The organism is Vannielia sp., from assembly GCF_029212645.1.
Taxonomy (GTDB): domain Bacteria; phylum Pseudomonadota; class Alphaproteobacteria; order Rhodobacterales; family Rhodobacteraceae; genus Vannielia.
This window is the reverse complement of sequence record NZ_JARGND010000004.1, coordinates 81506-93047: the sequence shown is the minus strand read 5'-3', so window position 1 is coordinate 93047 and position 11542 is coordinate 81506. Positions and strand designations below refer to the sequence as shown.

The following is an 11542-nucleotide window of genomic DNA, read 5'->3' as shown; positions in this document are numbered from 1 at the left end:
GCCGCCTCAAATCCGCCCTGTCTCCCACAGATACCAGATCACCAGACCCGCGATCACGAGGAAGTTGAAGGCCAGCCAGCCCAGCACACCAAGCACCACCCCCTTGCGGCGGTAATTGGGATCAACCGTTTCAAGATGGTTGCGCAGCACCCGCTCGGCCTTGGCAAACTGCGCCTCGTCCACCAGCCCGGCAAACCTGGGCACCGCCACGCGGTCCGCCGTTTCAGCCACATACTCCGCCGCGCGGCGCACCCGGCGCGGCAATAGCCGGCCGCCGATCCGCAGCTTGTCGCCCGGCGTCTCGCCCCGCTTGATGCCCAACCGCTCGGTCATCATCTCCGCCAGCGTTTCGGCCCGCTCTGTCACTGTGCTGTCCATGCCGCGTCATAGCGCCCCGGTGCGCCGCAGAAAACCCCGCTTCACATGGCCGCCCGCCCGCGTTACCCCTGCACCATGCTCGCAACCACCCGATACGATGGCCCGCCTGCGGCCACCCCGCTCCTCATCGCCCACGGGCTCTTCGGCTCGGCCCGTAACTGGAACGTCATCGCCAAGCGGCTCTCGGCGCGGCGCACCGTGATCTCTGTCGATATGCGCAACCACGGCGAAAGCCCCCGCGCAGACACCCACAGTTACGCCGATCTCGCCGCCGATCTGGCTGAGGTGATCGAGGCCGAGGGCACACCGATGGACGTGCTTGGGCACTCGATGGGCGGTAAGGCGGCGATGATGCTGGCCCTCACCCGCCCTGATCTGGTGCGCCGCCTCGTGGTGGCCGATATCGCGCCCATCGCCTATGACCACAGCCAGGATCACCTGATCGAGGCGATGCGCGCCCTTGATCTTACCGATCTTACCAGCCGCAGCGAGGCCGACCGCCGCCTCTCCCAAAGCGTTGATACCCCCTCGGTGCGGGCCTTCCTGCTGCAATCGCTTGATCTCAGGGCCGATCCTCCCCGCTGGCGGCTCAACCTTGATGTGCTGGATCGCGAGATGGATAAAATCACCGGCTGGCCCGCCCCCAACGGCACCTTCCCCGGCCCCGCCTTCTTCCTCGCTGGCGGCGAGTCCGACTATGTGCCACCCGAGGCGCGCGCCGGGATCAAGGCCCGCTTCCCCAAGGCCCGCATGGCCCGAATCCCCGGCGCAGGCCACTGGCTCCACGCCGAAAAGCCGCGCGAATTCGAGGCTGCGGTCGAGGCATTCCTCACCGCATAGCGCCCCGCCCTCAGGCGGGGGCGGTGAACTTCCGGGCGAGAACATAGGCCACAGGCACCGCCACCGCAAAGCCCGCCACAGCCGCCCAGATGATCGCCTGCAAAGTGACCATGTTCATCGTCAGCACCACAATAATGAAGATCCCAGCCAGGGTGGTGGACGCGAGCGTGTAGAAAATTCCCGCAAGTCGAAGCATGAGGCACCTCTGATACCAGTGAATGTTCGCGCAATTGTTACCAGAGCCTGCGCCTTTGGTCCTTGAGGCATGTCAAACCGCCCCGCCTTACGGGCAGCGCATCTTGCCCCGCGTCAGGTTGTAATCCCCCTTGAGCGACCCCTCGGCCACCTCGCAACCCGTCGCCTGCTTCACCGCCGCCGCAACCGCGAGCGCGAAGGTATCGCGCTTGGGCAGCCCCATATTGGTCCGCACCACCTGAAAATCAGGATCGGCGGGGAACACATTAAACGTATACCCATAAGCCTCGGCCTTAATCCGCGACTGGCCGGGCAGATCTTCCTTCACGGTGTTGCAGGCGCCGAGGGCGAGGAGGAGCACAACATATCTCATCCCCCAACCCTGCAACGCCCGTGGTTAATGGTGGGTTAATGGCTCCGCGCAAAAGCCTAAACCCGTGACCCATCCCAATCCGGGTCATCCCGGCGCACCTTGCGCGCGTTCCAAACCCCGGCAGGAACCCCGGCCACCAGCCCGATCACCCCGGCCAGCACGAAGGCCTGCCACGAATACCACCCGGCCGCCAAACAAACGATCAAAACCGCCCCGGCCACACAAAGCGCCCAAAGCGGACCAAACAAAAATCTCCATCCAAGTCTCATCGGAAAAACTCCTTTCATAAGGAGCAACGCCCCGCCCGCGCCCAATGTTCCGGCCATTCCCCTTGGCAGCGCCCCCACAGATGCTATCTTGCGCGCAGACCACAGGAGACACCCCCATGCGCCTCGCCCTCATCCTCGCCACCCTGACAACCCTCGCCGCCTGCGAGACCATCAAAGGCGTCGGAAGAGACGTGACGCGGGCTGCGGAGGCGGTGGATCAGGCGTTGGATTGAGGGGGGGATCACACCTTTCTCGGCGAATCTTCTACTGACGACCCAAGAATTTTATCTCTTATGCTTAGAGCTGAATGGTCAGTCGAGGTCGTCCTCACCAAAGAAGCCGGAGAGGTCTGATATCAGCTTAGCACAATAAACTGGGCGAAAGTCCATGTCGGGCACATCGTCCCGGAACCAAGTTTTCGCTAATATATTCTTCGCTATTCCAAGGTTGTCCGCTGACAATCCATGGCAGGTTCCAAAAACCCGCTTCTCGGAAAGTGGCCTTTCCGGTTTAAGCGCCCGAACATTCAACGGCAGGAACGAAAACCCCAGAAATGAAATGACGTTGGATTCTTGCAACCACCGTTTTGCTCGATTTATTTCCGTCCCCGCCCGCACGCCCTCTGAAAACGTATGTATATTTTGCGAGGCTTCGAAGATGTATTGAGAATGATCTTCGTTGCCAAATGACACAACGTTTGGACCCATGATGTCGCCCAGACTTCCGTATACATGAACAACGTTTAAATGCTTCGTTATGCAATCTCGGGCCTGCCGCTCATCCAGTGAGAAATAACTCTTGGTTGCACAATAAAAAAACTGCTCGATTACACGATCATAGTTGAAAGTAACAAAGTAGTGCGAACTGAGTGCACCCAAGAACTGGTCAAGCCCCCTAGCCCGTGTCAGTATTTGGAACAGGTTTGTAAGCCAATTCTCAGGGAAATCCGCAAACCTAGGTCTTGGGCTCTGCCCTTTCTGTTCATCGAACCACAACTTTGACTTGCGTTCATTGCGAAGCAAGGCGCGCGCTATACCAATTTTCCCAAGTTCAGGCGCTGCTTCTTCCTTCTTTTTTGCCTCAAGATAGTTATCAATCGAGAGCGCCAAACCCATGTTCTCCGCGATATCATTCGCAACGCGGCTAAGATACGAGCGGTTCCGGCGCGCACCATCTTCAGGAGGGGGTATCCTGTCGAAAGCACCTAAAATTCGAGTATCACCACTTTTGACGTTTCCAAATTGATCAGTTCCCAATCGCAGGTAACCACTGATCTCTTTCGTTAGTTGAGTGCCCGCTGGAAAACCAAACTCACAACTTGCCCCAGCCCCGACAACGTAAACGTATTTTCTCTGCGTCATTTTCCAAGTTTGGGGAAAATCCACCACCTCGTCAATAAGGGGCTATGCCGGCGAAGCCGCCTCCCACTGAGATCACCCCCCATGGGCACGCAGTTTTCTACGAAAACCGCTTCCGCCCACCCGCCGTGAAAAAGGACAGCCTTAGCTGTCCATTTTCAAGGCGCTAATAAACGCCTCCTGCGGAATATCAACCTTCCCGAACTGGCGCATCTTCTTCTTACCCGCCTTCTGCTTCTCAAGCAGTTTCTTCTTCCGGGTCGCGTCGCCGCCGTAACATTTCGCGGTCACGTCTTTCCTCAACGCGCTCAAAGTCTCCCGTGCAATCACCTTGCCGCCAATTGCCGCCTGGATCGGGATTTTGAACATATGGCGGGGGATCAGGTCTTTCAGCTTTTCGCACATGGCACGGCCCCGCATTTCGGCGCGGTCGCGGTGGACCATCATCGAAAGCGCGTCCACTGGCTCGTCATTCACCAGCACCGACATCTTCACCAGGTTATCCTCGCGGTAGCCCTCCATTTGGTAATCAAACGAGGCATAGCCCTTGGTCACCGATTTCAGCCTGTCGTAAAAATCAAACACCACTTCGTTGAGCGGCAGGTCATAGACCGCCATCGCCCGGCTGCCCGCATAGGTCAGGTCAAGCTGGATACCGCGACGGTCCTGGCAGAGCTTCAGCACATCGCCAAGGTATTCATCCGGCACGAGGATCGTCGCCTTGATGCGCGGCTCCTCGATCCGGTCAACGTGGCTTGGATCGGGCATATCGGCGGGGTTGTGCAACTCGCGCTGCTCCCCGTCCTTCATGTGCAGATGATACACCACCGAGGGCGCGGTGGTGATGAGGTCAATGTCATACTCGCGCTCGATCCGGTCGCGGATCACCTCAAGGTGCAGCAGCCCAAGGAAGCCGCAGCGAAAGCCAAAGCCCAGCGCGGCCGAGGTTTCCATCTCCGAGCTGAAACTTGCGTCATTCAGCGCCAGTTTCTCGATCGCATCGCGCAGGTCTTCAAACTGCGCCGAATCCACCGGGAACAGCCCGCAAAACACCACCGGCACCGAGGGTTTGAACCCCGGAAGCGCCTTGGCGCAGGGCCGTTTGTCATGGGTGATCGTATCGCCCACCTTGGTGTCGCGCACCTGTTTGATCGAGGCGGTCAAAAAGCCAATCTCGCCCGGCCCCAATGCCTCGCGCTTTTCCATCGCGGGGCGGAAAACACCAATCCGGTCAACGCCATACTTCGCCCCGGTCTGCATCATGCGGATCTGGTCACCCTTCTTGAGCACCCCATCCATGATGCGCACCAGCACCACCACGCCAAGGTAGGGGTCATACCAGCTGTCCACCAGCATCGCCTGCAACGGCGCTTCCGGATCGCCCGAATGCGGCGGCGGCAGGCGCTTCACAATGGCCTCCAGCACATCAGGGATGCCCACCCCGGTTTTCGCCGAAATCAGGCAGGCGTCCGAGGCATCAATCCCGATCACATCCTCAATCTGCTCGGCCACCCGCTCCGGCTCGGCAGCGGGCAGATCAACCTTGTTCAGGACCGGCACAATCTCATGGTCCGCCTCGATCGCGGTATAGACATTGGCCAGCGTCTGCGCTTCCACACCCTGGCTTGCGTCCACCACCAGCAGGCTGCCCTCCACGGCACGCATCGAGCGAGACACCTCATAGGCAAAGTCAACGTGGCCGGGGGTGTCGATCAGGTTGAGCACATAGGTCTCGCCATCCTGCGCCGGATACTCGATCCGCACGGTATTGGCCTTGATGGTGATGCCCCGCTCGCGCTCGATATCCATCGCGTCCAGCATCTGTTCCTGCATGTCACGCTCGGCAACGGTGCCGGTGAGCTGGATCAGCCGGTCAGCCAGGGTGGATTTCCCGTGGTCGATGTGGGCGACAATGGCGAAATTGCGGATGTGCTTCAGGTCTGTCATGGTCGTGATATGTAGGGAAACCACGGGGCGGTCAATGCGCCGTGAGCGATCAGGCCGGGGTTATAAAAAACTGGCATCGCACCTGATATGCTTGCCTCGGTGGCCAAACCGTTTGGGAAGATGAGTGGTCCGGCGGCGGCGGCACGTTTCCTCCGTCCAAAGCATCAACGTTGCTCTGAGCGTGGACCCGGAGGCAGACGGGCGTTAGCCAGTTTGGCAATCAGCACCCGATGCAGATGATCAACCCTGCCACTCGCTCATGAAGCCAATCACGGTTCACGGCCAGATGCGGGCCAAACTTTCGCGCGCGCGCTCTGTGGCCACCCGAACCTATCGCATTCCCGGCAAACAGGTCCGTTGCAAACCTTATCCTACTGCAATCTGATCGAGCCCGGGGGTGTTGACCCGGCTGACATAGCCGGTCAGGTGCAACGTGCATTAACCCAACATTTGCTTTCCTGCGCTATGGCATCGGGTCATGACCATGGCCGCCAACACTTCCATGCCAAAGCCGCGCCCCCCGTCGATGGATGAAACCGCGCCACCGTGGCGCTTTGCCTTCATCCTCACGGGGTTCCTGCCGCTAATCGGTCTGCTGTGGCGGCCCATTGCGCCGGGCGCACTCGTCTATTCCGCCTTCATGATCCTCTGTTTCGTCCCGTTCCAGCCGGTGCGCCGCGCCCCGGTGTTCCTGCTGGCCACGCTCGCCACCGGCGCGGTGATCGAGCTGACGGCATGGGGCGGGCACTATGCCGCCTGCACCGCCTCTCCCGCGCTGTTTCACCCGCAATTGCTGGCCGATCTGCTGCTTGCGGCGGGGTTTTATACCGGCGGCGGGTTGGCTTCGCTCTATCTCTTCCGCCGCTTTGGCTTTGGGATTGTCGAAGCCTTCGTCATTCACGGCATCATGGGCATCGCCATTGAACAGCAAGGCGCGGTGCTCCTTTCGGGCATGGTGGCCCTGCCGGCCAGCGCGCTGATCTGGGCCTATGTCTTTGCGATCTACGGCTGCATGGTCGCCATACCCCGCCGCCTCGCCGCGCCTCGCGCCACGCGGGTTGAGCGGCAATGGTGGCACTACCCGCTGGCGCTGGCGATCTGCGCGGGCGGCTCTATCGCGGGGCTTTACGGCTGGGGCCTCGCGCTTTGGGCCGATGGTGTCTTGCCGCCGCATCAGCCCATCTGCGCCGCCCCCTTCTGGTAACGCCGCCTCACCCATTGTTTCCGCTCCGCGCACAATCCCTCGTGGTCTGCTCCCGATCACACGCAAAACATGCCTAATTGAAATGAGGCCCTGTTTTTGGCATGCTCCTTGCCATCACGCTCCATTGATGACCGGGGAAACATCCGGCATCGGGGCAACCGCGATAAACGAGGCCAAGCAGATGAAACGTATTTCCACACTTCTCCTGTGCACCGCACTGGCTCTCCCGGCCACCGTCATCGTCACCGCCGCGCCCGCTGGCGCCAAGGCGATTGAACGGGCCTGCATGAAGTCTGATCGCGCCAGTTCCCGCGCGACCTGCTCATGCATCCAGCGCGTGGCAGACTACAAACTCACCCGCTCCGAGCAGCGTAAGGGTGCGAAATTCTTCAAAGAACCGCAGCTCGCCCAAGACACCCGCCAGTCCAACAACAGCTCAAACGAGGTGTTCTGGAAAAAGTGGAAAGATTTCGGCAACTCGGCCTCTCAGGCCTGCAACTGATCTTTCGGCGATGATCGGCTCCGGGGCGCTGCCGCGTGCCCCGGCCTACCCCCGCCCGTGCGCCTCGATCTCATCGGCGAGGGCCTCGCAGGTCTGCTCCACCATTTTCACCACCGCAGCGAATCCCCCGTCATAATAGGGGTCAGGCACTTCGTCGCGCCCGCTTGGCCCATGGCTCAAAAACAGGCTCACCGGCGTGGTGCTTCCCTCGGGGCGCTGCGCCTCGATGTCGCGCAGGTTGGCGCGGTCCATCGCGTAGATCGCATCAAACCGGGCAAAATCCGCCGGGCTGAACTTTTGTGAGCGCAGGTGGCTCAAGTCATACCCCGCCGCCCGCGCCGCCGCCTGCATCCGCCGGTCCGGCGGATCGCCCACATGCCACCCCCCGGTGCCAGCCCCCTCCACCTCCACATCAAGGCCCCGGTCCTGCACGATCCGCTCCATGATCCCGTGGGCGGTCGGAGACCGGCAGATATTGCCGAGGCACACAAAGTAGATACGATGGGTCATGCGCCCAGCGTAGCGCAGCCAAAGAGGATGATCCATGCACCACTCCATCACCATTCTTACCGGGGCCGGGATTTCGGCAGAGAGTGGCATTTCCACATTTCGCGACCCCGGCGGCATCTGGACCCAGTATGACATCGAGGATGTCGCCACCCCCGAGGCCTTCGCCCGCAATCCCGCGCTGGTGCATGATTTCTACAATACGCGCCGCGACCAAGTGCGCTCTGCAAGGCCCAACGCCGCCCATGAAGCCCTCGCAAGGTTGCAAAAGTCCTATAGCGCCCCGGTGCATATCATCACCCAAAACGTCGATGACCTGCATGAAAAGGGCGGCGCGGTTGATGTGATCCACATGCACGGAAGCTACCAAACCGCCCTTTGCGCCGCCTGTGGGTCCCGCTGGCCCGCGCCCCCCGCGATGCGCCACGATGACCCCTGCCCAAGCTGCGCCGCGCCTGCCACCCGCCCCGATGTCGTGTGGTTTGGCGAGATGCCCTATCACATGGATCAGATCGACGAGATCCTCTCAACCACCTCGCTGTTTGTCTCCATTGGCACCTCTGGCGCGGTTTATCCAGCGGCAGGATTCCACCGCCTCGCCCGCGCCGCCGGGGCCGCCACGCTGGAGCTAAACCTTGAGCCTTCCGAAATCACCGCCATGTTTGATGAGGCCCGCCACGGCCCCGCCACCCAGCTTGTCCCGGCGTGGGTTGCGACGCTGCTGGCGGAATAACCCGGCAGATTCCCCCCTTTTCCCAGCCGTGAATCCGGGCCAAACTCCCCCATGTTTACCAAAACCCAACTCTCCTTCGAGCCGCTCCCCCTGCCCGACCGCGCCGATCTTTCCGATGTCGAAAGTCTGGCCGCCGCTCGCGCCTTTTTCACCTCAATGTCGACCCGCCACACCATCCGCGATTTCTCCTCCCGGCCCGTCGCGCAAGAGGTGATCGAGACCGCCATCGCCACCGCAGGCCGCGCGCCTTCGGGGGCCAATCACCAGCCGTGGTTCTTTGCCGCCATCTGCGGGCCAAAGGCCAAGGCGGCCATCCGCGCGGCGGCGGAAGAGGAAGAGGAGCGCTTTTATGCGGGCGGCGCGGGCGATGAATGGCTAAAGGCGCTGGAGCCTATGGGCACCGATCCCGCCAAGCCGCATCTGGACATCGCGCCATGGCTCATCGTGGTGTTTGCCCAGCGCTGGGGCGCGTTCGATGACGGCACCCGTTACAAAAACTATTACGTCCCCGAAAGCGTGGGCCTTGCCACCGGCTTCCTGATCGCCGCCTTGCATCAGGCTGGCCTGTCGGTGCTCACCCACACCCCCAACCCGATGAAATTCCTCACAGAATTGCTCGGGCGGCCAGCTTCGGAAAAGCCGGTGATGATCCTCGCCGTCGGCCACCCCGCCGAAAGCGCCACCGTGCCGAAAGCCGCCAAGATCAAGAAACCCCTCTCCGAGATCATGCGCATCTACGACGTGTAGCCATGAAAAAGGGGGCGGCCCGCAGACCGCCCCCCTTTTTGTCGCCAACCCTGCGGTCAGTTGTTCATTTTCATCTTGCTGTGGTCCATCATCGCGCCGCCCTGGCGCTCAAGGTCCACCGGGATTTCCACAACCATGTCGCCCGCCTTTTCAAAGGTCAGCGTCACCGTCACCGTTTCGCCCTGCTCCATCGGGCCGGTGAGGCCCATCAGCATCACGTGGTCCGCGCCGCGCTCCAGCACATGATGTCCACCAGCGGGCACCGGGAAGCCCTCTTCGACTTCCATCATCTTCATCACGCCGTCGCCCATGTCCTTGTGGGTGTGCAGCTCTACCTTGGCGGCCGCGTCCGAGGCAGCGGCGATCAACCGGTCATCTTCGGTGCCGGTGTTGACGATCTCCATGAAGGCCGCGCCGGATTTGGCAGCAGGGCTGGCCGAGCGCGCATAAGCGTCGTTGATAGTGATGTCAGCCGCAAGCGCGGGAGAGGCGGCAAACAGGGCTGCCGCGATAAGTGCCTTGAATTTCATAAGTCTTTTCCTTGGTTTGAGAGTTTTCTTTTGGGGAAATCTCAAACCATCGGCGGTCCGCGCGCCTCAAACACCCGGCGCAATAGCCGCGCCTTGGGCACCGCCGGGGCACTCACCACCAGGGCCACAAGCCGCTGCTCGGGCAGCACCGCCGCTGGCGCAGGCGCAAAGCCCGCCACCATCGCGGCCACCCCATCGGGGCACAGATGCGGCGCGCTCACCGGGTTGCCCTCTGCGTCGAGGTAAATCACCTGCGTGCCCATGCCCGTGCACAGCACCGCCGCCATGTTCGCGGGGTTTTCGGCCCGCGCCATGGCCAGCGCCTGACCGGCCACCACAACGGCGGCCAGCATCAGCCCGGATATGAGACGTTGCATCAGCATCCTGCGCACCCTAGTCACCCTGCCGTCCACCGCAAGCCCATGACTGGGCCACGCGAGCGACAAAACGAAGCGGCCCCGCGCAGCGCACGGCTGGCGGGGCCCCATCTCAGGAAACACGGCAAAGGGATCAGGCGGCTTCGGCCTGGGCCTTTGCAATGTCTTTCTTGATCTTCAGCGCCTTCGCAGAAAGCTCGTCGTCCTTGGCTTTCGCCATGAACTGGTCGAGCCCGCCACGGTGGTCAACCGTCCGCAGGGCCGCGTTCGAGATACGCAGCTTGAAGGGGCGGCCCAGCACGTCGGACAGCAGCGTCACAACCTGCAGGTTGGGCAGGAAGCGGCGACGCGTTCTGTTTTTGGCGTGGCTGACGTTGTTTCCAACCATCGGGCCCTTGCCGGTAAGTTCGCACACGCGGGACATGGCATAATCCTCGTTTTGCAAATGAGAAAGGTGCCACCCAATTGCCAGGGGCACCCCGAATTTGTTCCGTGCGTTTAGGGCCAAAGCGCGGATGCGTCAAGGGCCATCGCTCAGGGTTTGGGGCTTTATTTCCGGCGTCTCGGGCGGCGGTGCCTCTGGCGCAGGGCGCAGCGGTTCAACCGGCCGCGCTGTCGGGTGGTAGGATTCGCTCGGATCTTGCATCACCACCCGTGCGCGCCGGGTGATAAACAGCAGCGCCCAGCCCCAAAACCGCCCTGCCGAGGGGGCCGTCACATCCTGAGGGAAGGCGCTCCACCAGCCCTCGGGCAGCGGCAAGCCGCACGCCTCCAGCCGCTCCAGCATCCAGACCAGCGGGATATTGGCCAGCGGGCGGGCCTTCAAAAAGGGGCTTATCTGGCCGCCCACATCCCCATGCCTCCCCTTGAACCACACCTGCTCCAGCCGATCGCCCGGCCAGTCGGGCCGCGAGTCCCATAGCACCGGCCTATAGGCCTGCCGCGTTTCATCCAGCGCCAGCGCGTGAAAGCCGTTGCGGATATGATCGCCCAGATCATGGCTGTGAAACCCATGTTTTTCCTCGGAAAACCGCCAGAACAGCGGCAACCGCACGCCAAGGGATTTCACCGTATCCCACACCCCCACCGCCTCTACCTCTACCCCCGGATGGCAATTGTTGGCGCGAAAGGCCTCTGCCGCCGGGCCGGTCGCGCCGCGGCGATAGTGGCGATAGGCCAGCCGGATATGGCGCACCGTGGCGCGGTCACGCCGCAATAGCCCCACGCTGTCAATCAACCCGGCCAGCGAGCGCACCGCATAGGCCCCGCGCGAGTAACCAATCAGGAAAATCGTGTCACCGGGGCGGTAGCGGCTGGCCAAAAAGCCATAGGCCCGCCGGATTTGCCGGTTGATCCCCTTGCCCGCCACCACATTCCCGGTCGAGCGCCAGTCACGCCACTGGATGCCCGGCTCGTAGTGGATCGAAAGCCTTGCACGCCGCCCCTCGCCCGCCAACAGCTTGTAGGTAAGGCCGGCGTTGGTTTCGTGTTTGCGCCGCAGGGTCGACATGGTGCCATCAAGAATCACCACATGGCACACCGGCTCACGCGTTGCGGGCCGTGGAGTGTGCCTTATCCGGCG

At 61.9% G+C, this 11542-nt stretch carries 17 protein-coding genes; 6 read left to right on the top strand and 11 right to left on the bottom strand.

Annotation, left to right across the window (positions count from 1 at the left end):
• Positions 1-6: 6 nt before the first annotated feature.
• Positions 7-378 carry a hypothetical protein gene (locus tag P1U55_RS02580; protein WP_301045920.1) on the bottom strand — a complete coding sequence of 124 codons (372 nt, stop codon included), beginning with the start codon at positions 376-378 and terminating at the stop codon, positions 7-9.
• Between the two features lie 75 nt (positions 379-453).
• Between P1U55_RS02580 and P1U55_RS02575 the strand changes: the two genes are divergently transcribed.
• Positions 454-1218: an alpha/beta fold hydrolase gene (locus tag P1U55_RS02575; protein ID WP_301045941.1), complete on the top strand. Its 765-nt coding sequence runs from the start codon at positions 454-456 to the stop codon at positions 1216-1218.
• Positions 1219-1228: 10 nt separating this feature from the next.
• On the opposite strand, the gene P1U55_RS02570 is transcribed toward P1U55_RS02575, so the two are convergent.
• From P1U55_RS02570 to P1U55_RS02560, 3 genes are all read right to left on the bottom strand, one after another.
• Positions 1229-1414, bottom strand: coding sequence for a CTP synthetase (locus P1U55_RS02570; protein ID WP_301045919.1), 186 nt, complete (start codon positions 1412-1414; stop codon positions 1229-1231).
• 87 nt (positions 1415-1501) lie between these two features.
• Positions 1502-1786: a hypothetical protein gene (locus P1U55_RS02565; protein ID WP_301045918.1), complete on the bottom strand. Its 285-nt coding sequence runs from the start codon at positions 1784-1786 to the stop codon at positions 1502-1504.
• A gap of 56 nt (positions 1787-1842) precedes the next feature.
• Entirely contained in the window at positions 1843-2055 is a 213-nt protein-coding gene (locus P1U55_RS02560; RefSeq protein WP_301045917.1) for a hypothetical protein, read from the bottom strand.
• 116 nt (positions 2056-2171) lie between these two features.
• On the opposite strand from P1U55_RS02560, the gene P1U55_RS02555 reads away from it, so the two are divergent.
• Positions 2172-2288 (top strand): entericidin, EcnA/B family, encoded by a 117-nt coding sequence (locus P1U55_RS02555; RefSeq protein WP_301045916.1) that lies wholly within the window; start codon positions 2172-2174, stop codon positions 2286-2288.
• A gap of 78 nt (positions 2289-2366) precedes the next feature.
• Here the strand turns inward: P1U55_RS02555 and P1U55_RS02550 are convergent, their stop codons facing one another.
• A complete protein-coding gene (locus tag P1U55_RS02550) occupies positions 2367-3416 on the bottom strand; it encodes a hypothetical protein (RefSeq protein WP_301045915.1) in 1050 nt (349 codons plus the stop codon).
• 141 nt (positions 3417-3557) lie between these two features.
• Entirely contained in the window at positions 3558-5360 is a 1803-nt protein-coding gene (lepA, locus tag P1U55_RS02545; protein ID WP_301045914.1) for a translation elongation factor 4, read from the bottom strand.
• 502 nt (positions 5361-5862) lie between these two features.
• Between lepA and P1U55_RS02540 the strand changes: the two genes are divergently transcribed.
• Positions 5863-6564: a hypothetical protein gene (locus P1U55_RS02540; protein WP_301045913.1), complete on the top strand. Its 702-nt coding sequence runs from the start codon at positions 5863-5865 to the stop codon at positions 6562-6564.
• 127 nt (positions 6565-6691) lie between these two features.
• Complete coding sequence (locus tag P1U55_RS02535) at positions 6692-7066, top strand: hypothetical protein (protein ID WP_301045912.1); 375 nt, start codon at positions 6692-6694, stop codon at positions 7064-7066.
• A gap of 45 nt (positions 7067-7111) precedes the next feature.
• On the opposite strand, the gene P1U55_RS02530 is transcribed toward P1U55_RS02535, so the two are convergent.
• Entirely contained in the window at positions 7112-7612 is a 501-nt protein-coding gene (locus tag P1U55_RS02530) for a low molecular weight protein-tyrosine-phosphatase (protein ID WP_301045911.1), read from the bottom strand.
• Between P1U55_RS02530 and P1U55_RS02525 the strand changes: the two genes are divergently transcribed.
• Both P1U55_RS02525 and P1U55_RS02520 read left to right on the top strand, forming a co-directional pair.
• A complete protein-coding gene (locus P1U55_RS02525; protein WP_301045910.1) occupies positions 7611-8306 on the top strand; it encodes an NAD-dependent deacylase in 696 nt (231 codons plus the stop codon). The two genes, P1U55_RS02530 and P1U55_RS02525, sit on opposite strands and share 2 nt — an antisense overlap.
• Positions 8307-8357: 51 nt before the next feature.
• Positions 8358-9053 (top strand): nitroreductase family protein, encoded by a 696-nt coding sequence (locus P1U55_RS02520; RefSeq protein ID WP_301045909.1) that lies wholly within the window; start codon positions 8358-8360, stop codon positions 9051-9053.
• Between the two features lie 56 nt (positions 9054-9109).
• Here P1U55_RS02520 and P1U55_RS02515 read toward each other — a convergent pair whose 3' ends face one another.
• The 4 genes from P1U55_RS02515 to P1U55_RS02500 all read right to left on the bottom strand — a co-directional run bounded on the left by P1U55_RS02515 (position 9110) and on the right by P1U55_RS02500 (position 11536).
• Positions 9110-9583, bottom strand: coding sequence for a copper chaperone PCu(A)C (locus P1U55_RS02515; RefSeq protein WP_301045908.1), 474 nt, complete (start codon positions 9581-9583; stop codon positions 9110-9112).
• A gap of 41 nt (positions 9584-9624) precedes the next feature.
• Positions 9625-9966: a hypothetical protein gene (locus P1U55_RS02510; RefSeq protein ID WP_301045907.1), complete on the bottom strand. Its 342-nt coding sequence runs from the start codon at positions 9964-9966 to the stop codon at positions 9625-9627.
• Positions 9967-10093: 127 nt separating this feature from the next.
• The gene (rpmB, locus tag P1U55_RS02505) at positions 10094-10384 is read right to left on the bottom strand and encodes a 50S ribosomal protein L28 (protein ID WP_301045906.1); all 291 of its coding nucleotides are present in this window, start codon (positions 10382-10384) and stop codon (positions 10094-10096) included.
• A gap of 96 nt (positions 10385-10480) precedes the next feature.
• Positions 10481-11536, bottom strand: coding sequence for a DUF2235 domain-containing protein (locus P1U55_RS02500; protein WP_301045940.1), 1056 nt, complete (start codon positions 11534-11536; stop codon positions 10481-10483).
• Positions 11537-11542: the final 6 nt, after the last annotated feature.

What these genes read in the sequence shown, in the direction of transcription:
- P1U55_RS02580 (WP_301045920.1), bottom strand. Translation starts at nt 378, where the DNA reads ATGGACAGCACAGTGACAGAGCGGGCCGAAACGCTGGCGGAGATGATG.
- P1U55_RS02575 (WP_301045941.1), top strand. Translation starts at nt 454, where the DNA reads ATGCTCGCAACCACCCGATACGATGGCCCGCCTGCGGCCACCCCGCTC.
- P1U55_RS02570 (WP_301045919.1), bottom strand. Translation starts at nt 1,414, where the DNA reads ATGCTTCGACTTGCGGGAATTTTCTACACGCTCGCGTCCACCACCCTG.
- P1U55_RS02565 (WP_301045918.1), bottom strand. Translation starts at nt 1,786, where the DNA reads ATGAGATATGTTGTGCTCCTCCTCGCCCTCGGCGCCTGCAACACCGTG.
- P1U55_RS02560 (WP_301045917.1), bottom strand. Translation starts at nt 2,055, where the DNA reads ATGAGACTTGGATGGAGATTTTTGTTTGGTCCGCTTTGGGCGCTTTGT.
- P1U55_RS02555 (WP_301045916.1), top strand. Translation starts at nt 2,172, where the DNA reads ATGCGCCTCGCCCTCATCCTCGCCACCCTGACAACCCTCGCCGCCTGC.
- P1U55_RS02550 (WP_301045915.1), bottom strand. Translation starts at nt 3,416, where the DNA reads ATGACGCAGAGAAAATACGTTTACGTTGTCGGGGCTGGGGCAAGTTGT.
- lepA (WP_301045914.1), bottom strand. Translation starts at nt 5,360, where the DNA reads ATGACAGACCTGAAGCACATCCGCAATTTCGCCATTGTCGCCCACATC.
- P1U55_RS02540 (WP_301045913.1), top strand. Translation starts at nt 5,863, where the DNA reads ATGCCAAAGCCGCGCCCCCCGTCGATGGATGAAACCGCGCCACCGTGG.
- P1U55_RS02535 (WP_301045912.1), top strand. Translation starts at nt 6,692, where the DNA reads ATGACCGGGGAAACATCCGGCATCGGGGCAACCGCGATAAACGAGGCC.
- P1U55_RS02525 (WP_301045910.1), top strand. Translation starts at nt 7,611, where the DNA reads ATGCACCACTCCATCACCATTCTTACCGGGGCCGGGATTTCGGCAGAG.
- P1U55_RS02530 (WP_301045911.1), bottom strand. Translation starts at nt 7,612, where the DNA reads ATGGATCATCCTCTTTGGCTGCGCTACGCTGGGCGCATGACCCATCGT.
- P1U55_RS02520 (WP_301045909.1), top strand. Translation starts at nt 8,358, where the DNA reads ATGTTTACCAAAACCCAACTCTCCTTCGAGCCGCTCCCCCTGCCCGAC.
- P1U55_RS02515 (WP_301045908.1), bottom strand. Translation starts at nt 9,583, where the DNA reads ATGAAATTCAAGGCACTTATCGCGGCAGCCCTGTTTGCCGCCTCTCCC.
- P1U55_RS02510 (WP_301045907.1), bottom strand. Translation starts at nt 9,966, where the DNA reads ATGCTGATGCAACGTCTCATATCCGGGCTGATGCTGGCCGCCGTTGTG.
- rpmB (WP_301045906.1), bottom strand. Translation starts at nt 10,384, where the DNA reads ATGTCCCGCGTGTGCGAACTTACCGGCAAGGGCCCGATGGTTGGAAAC.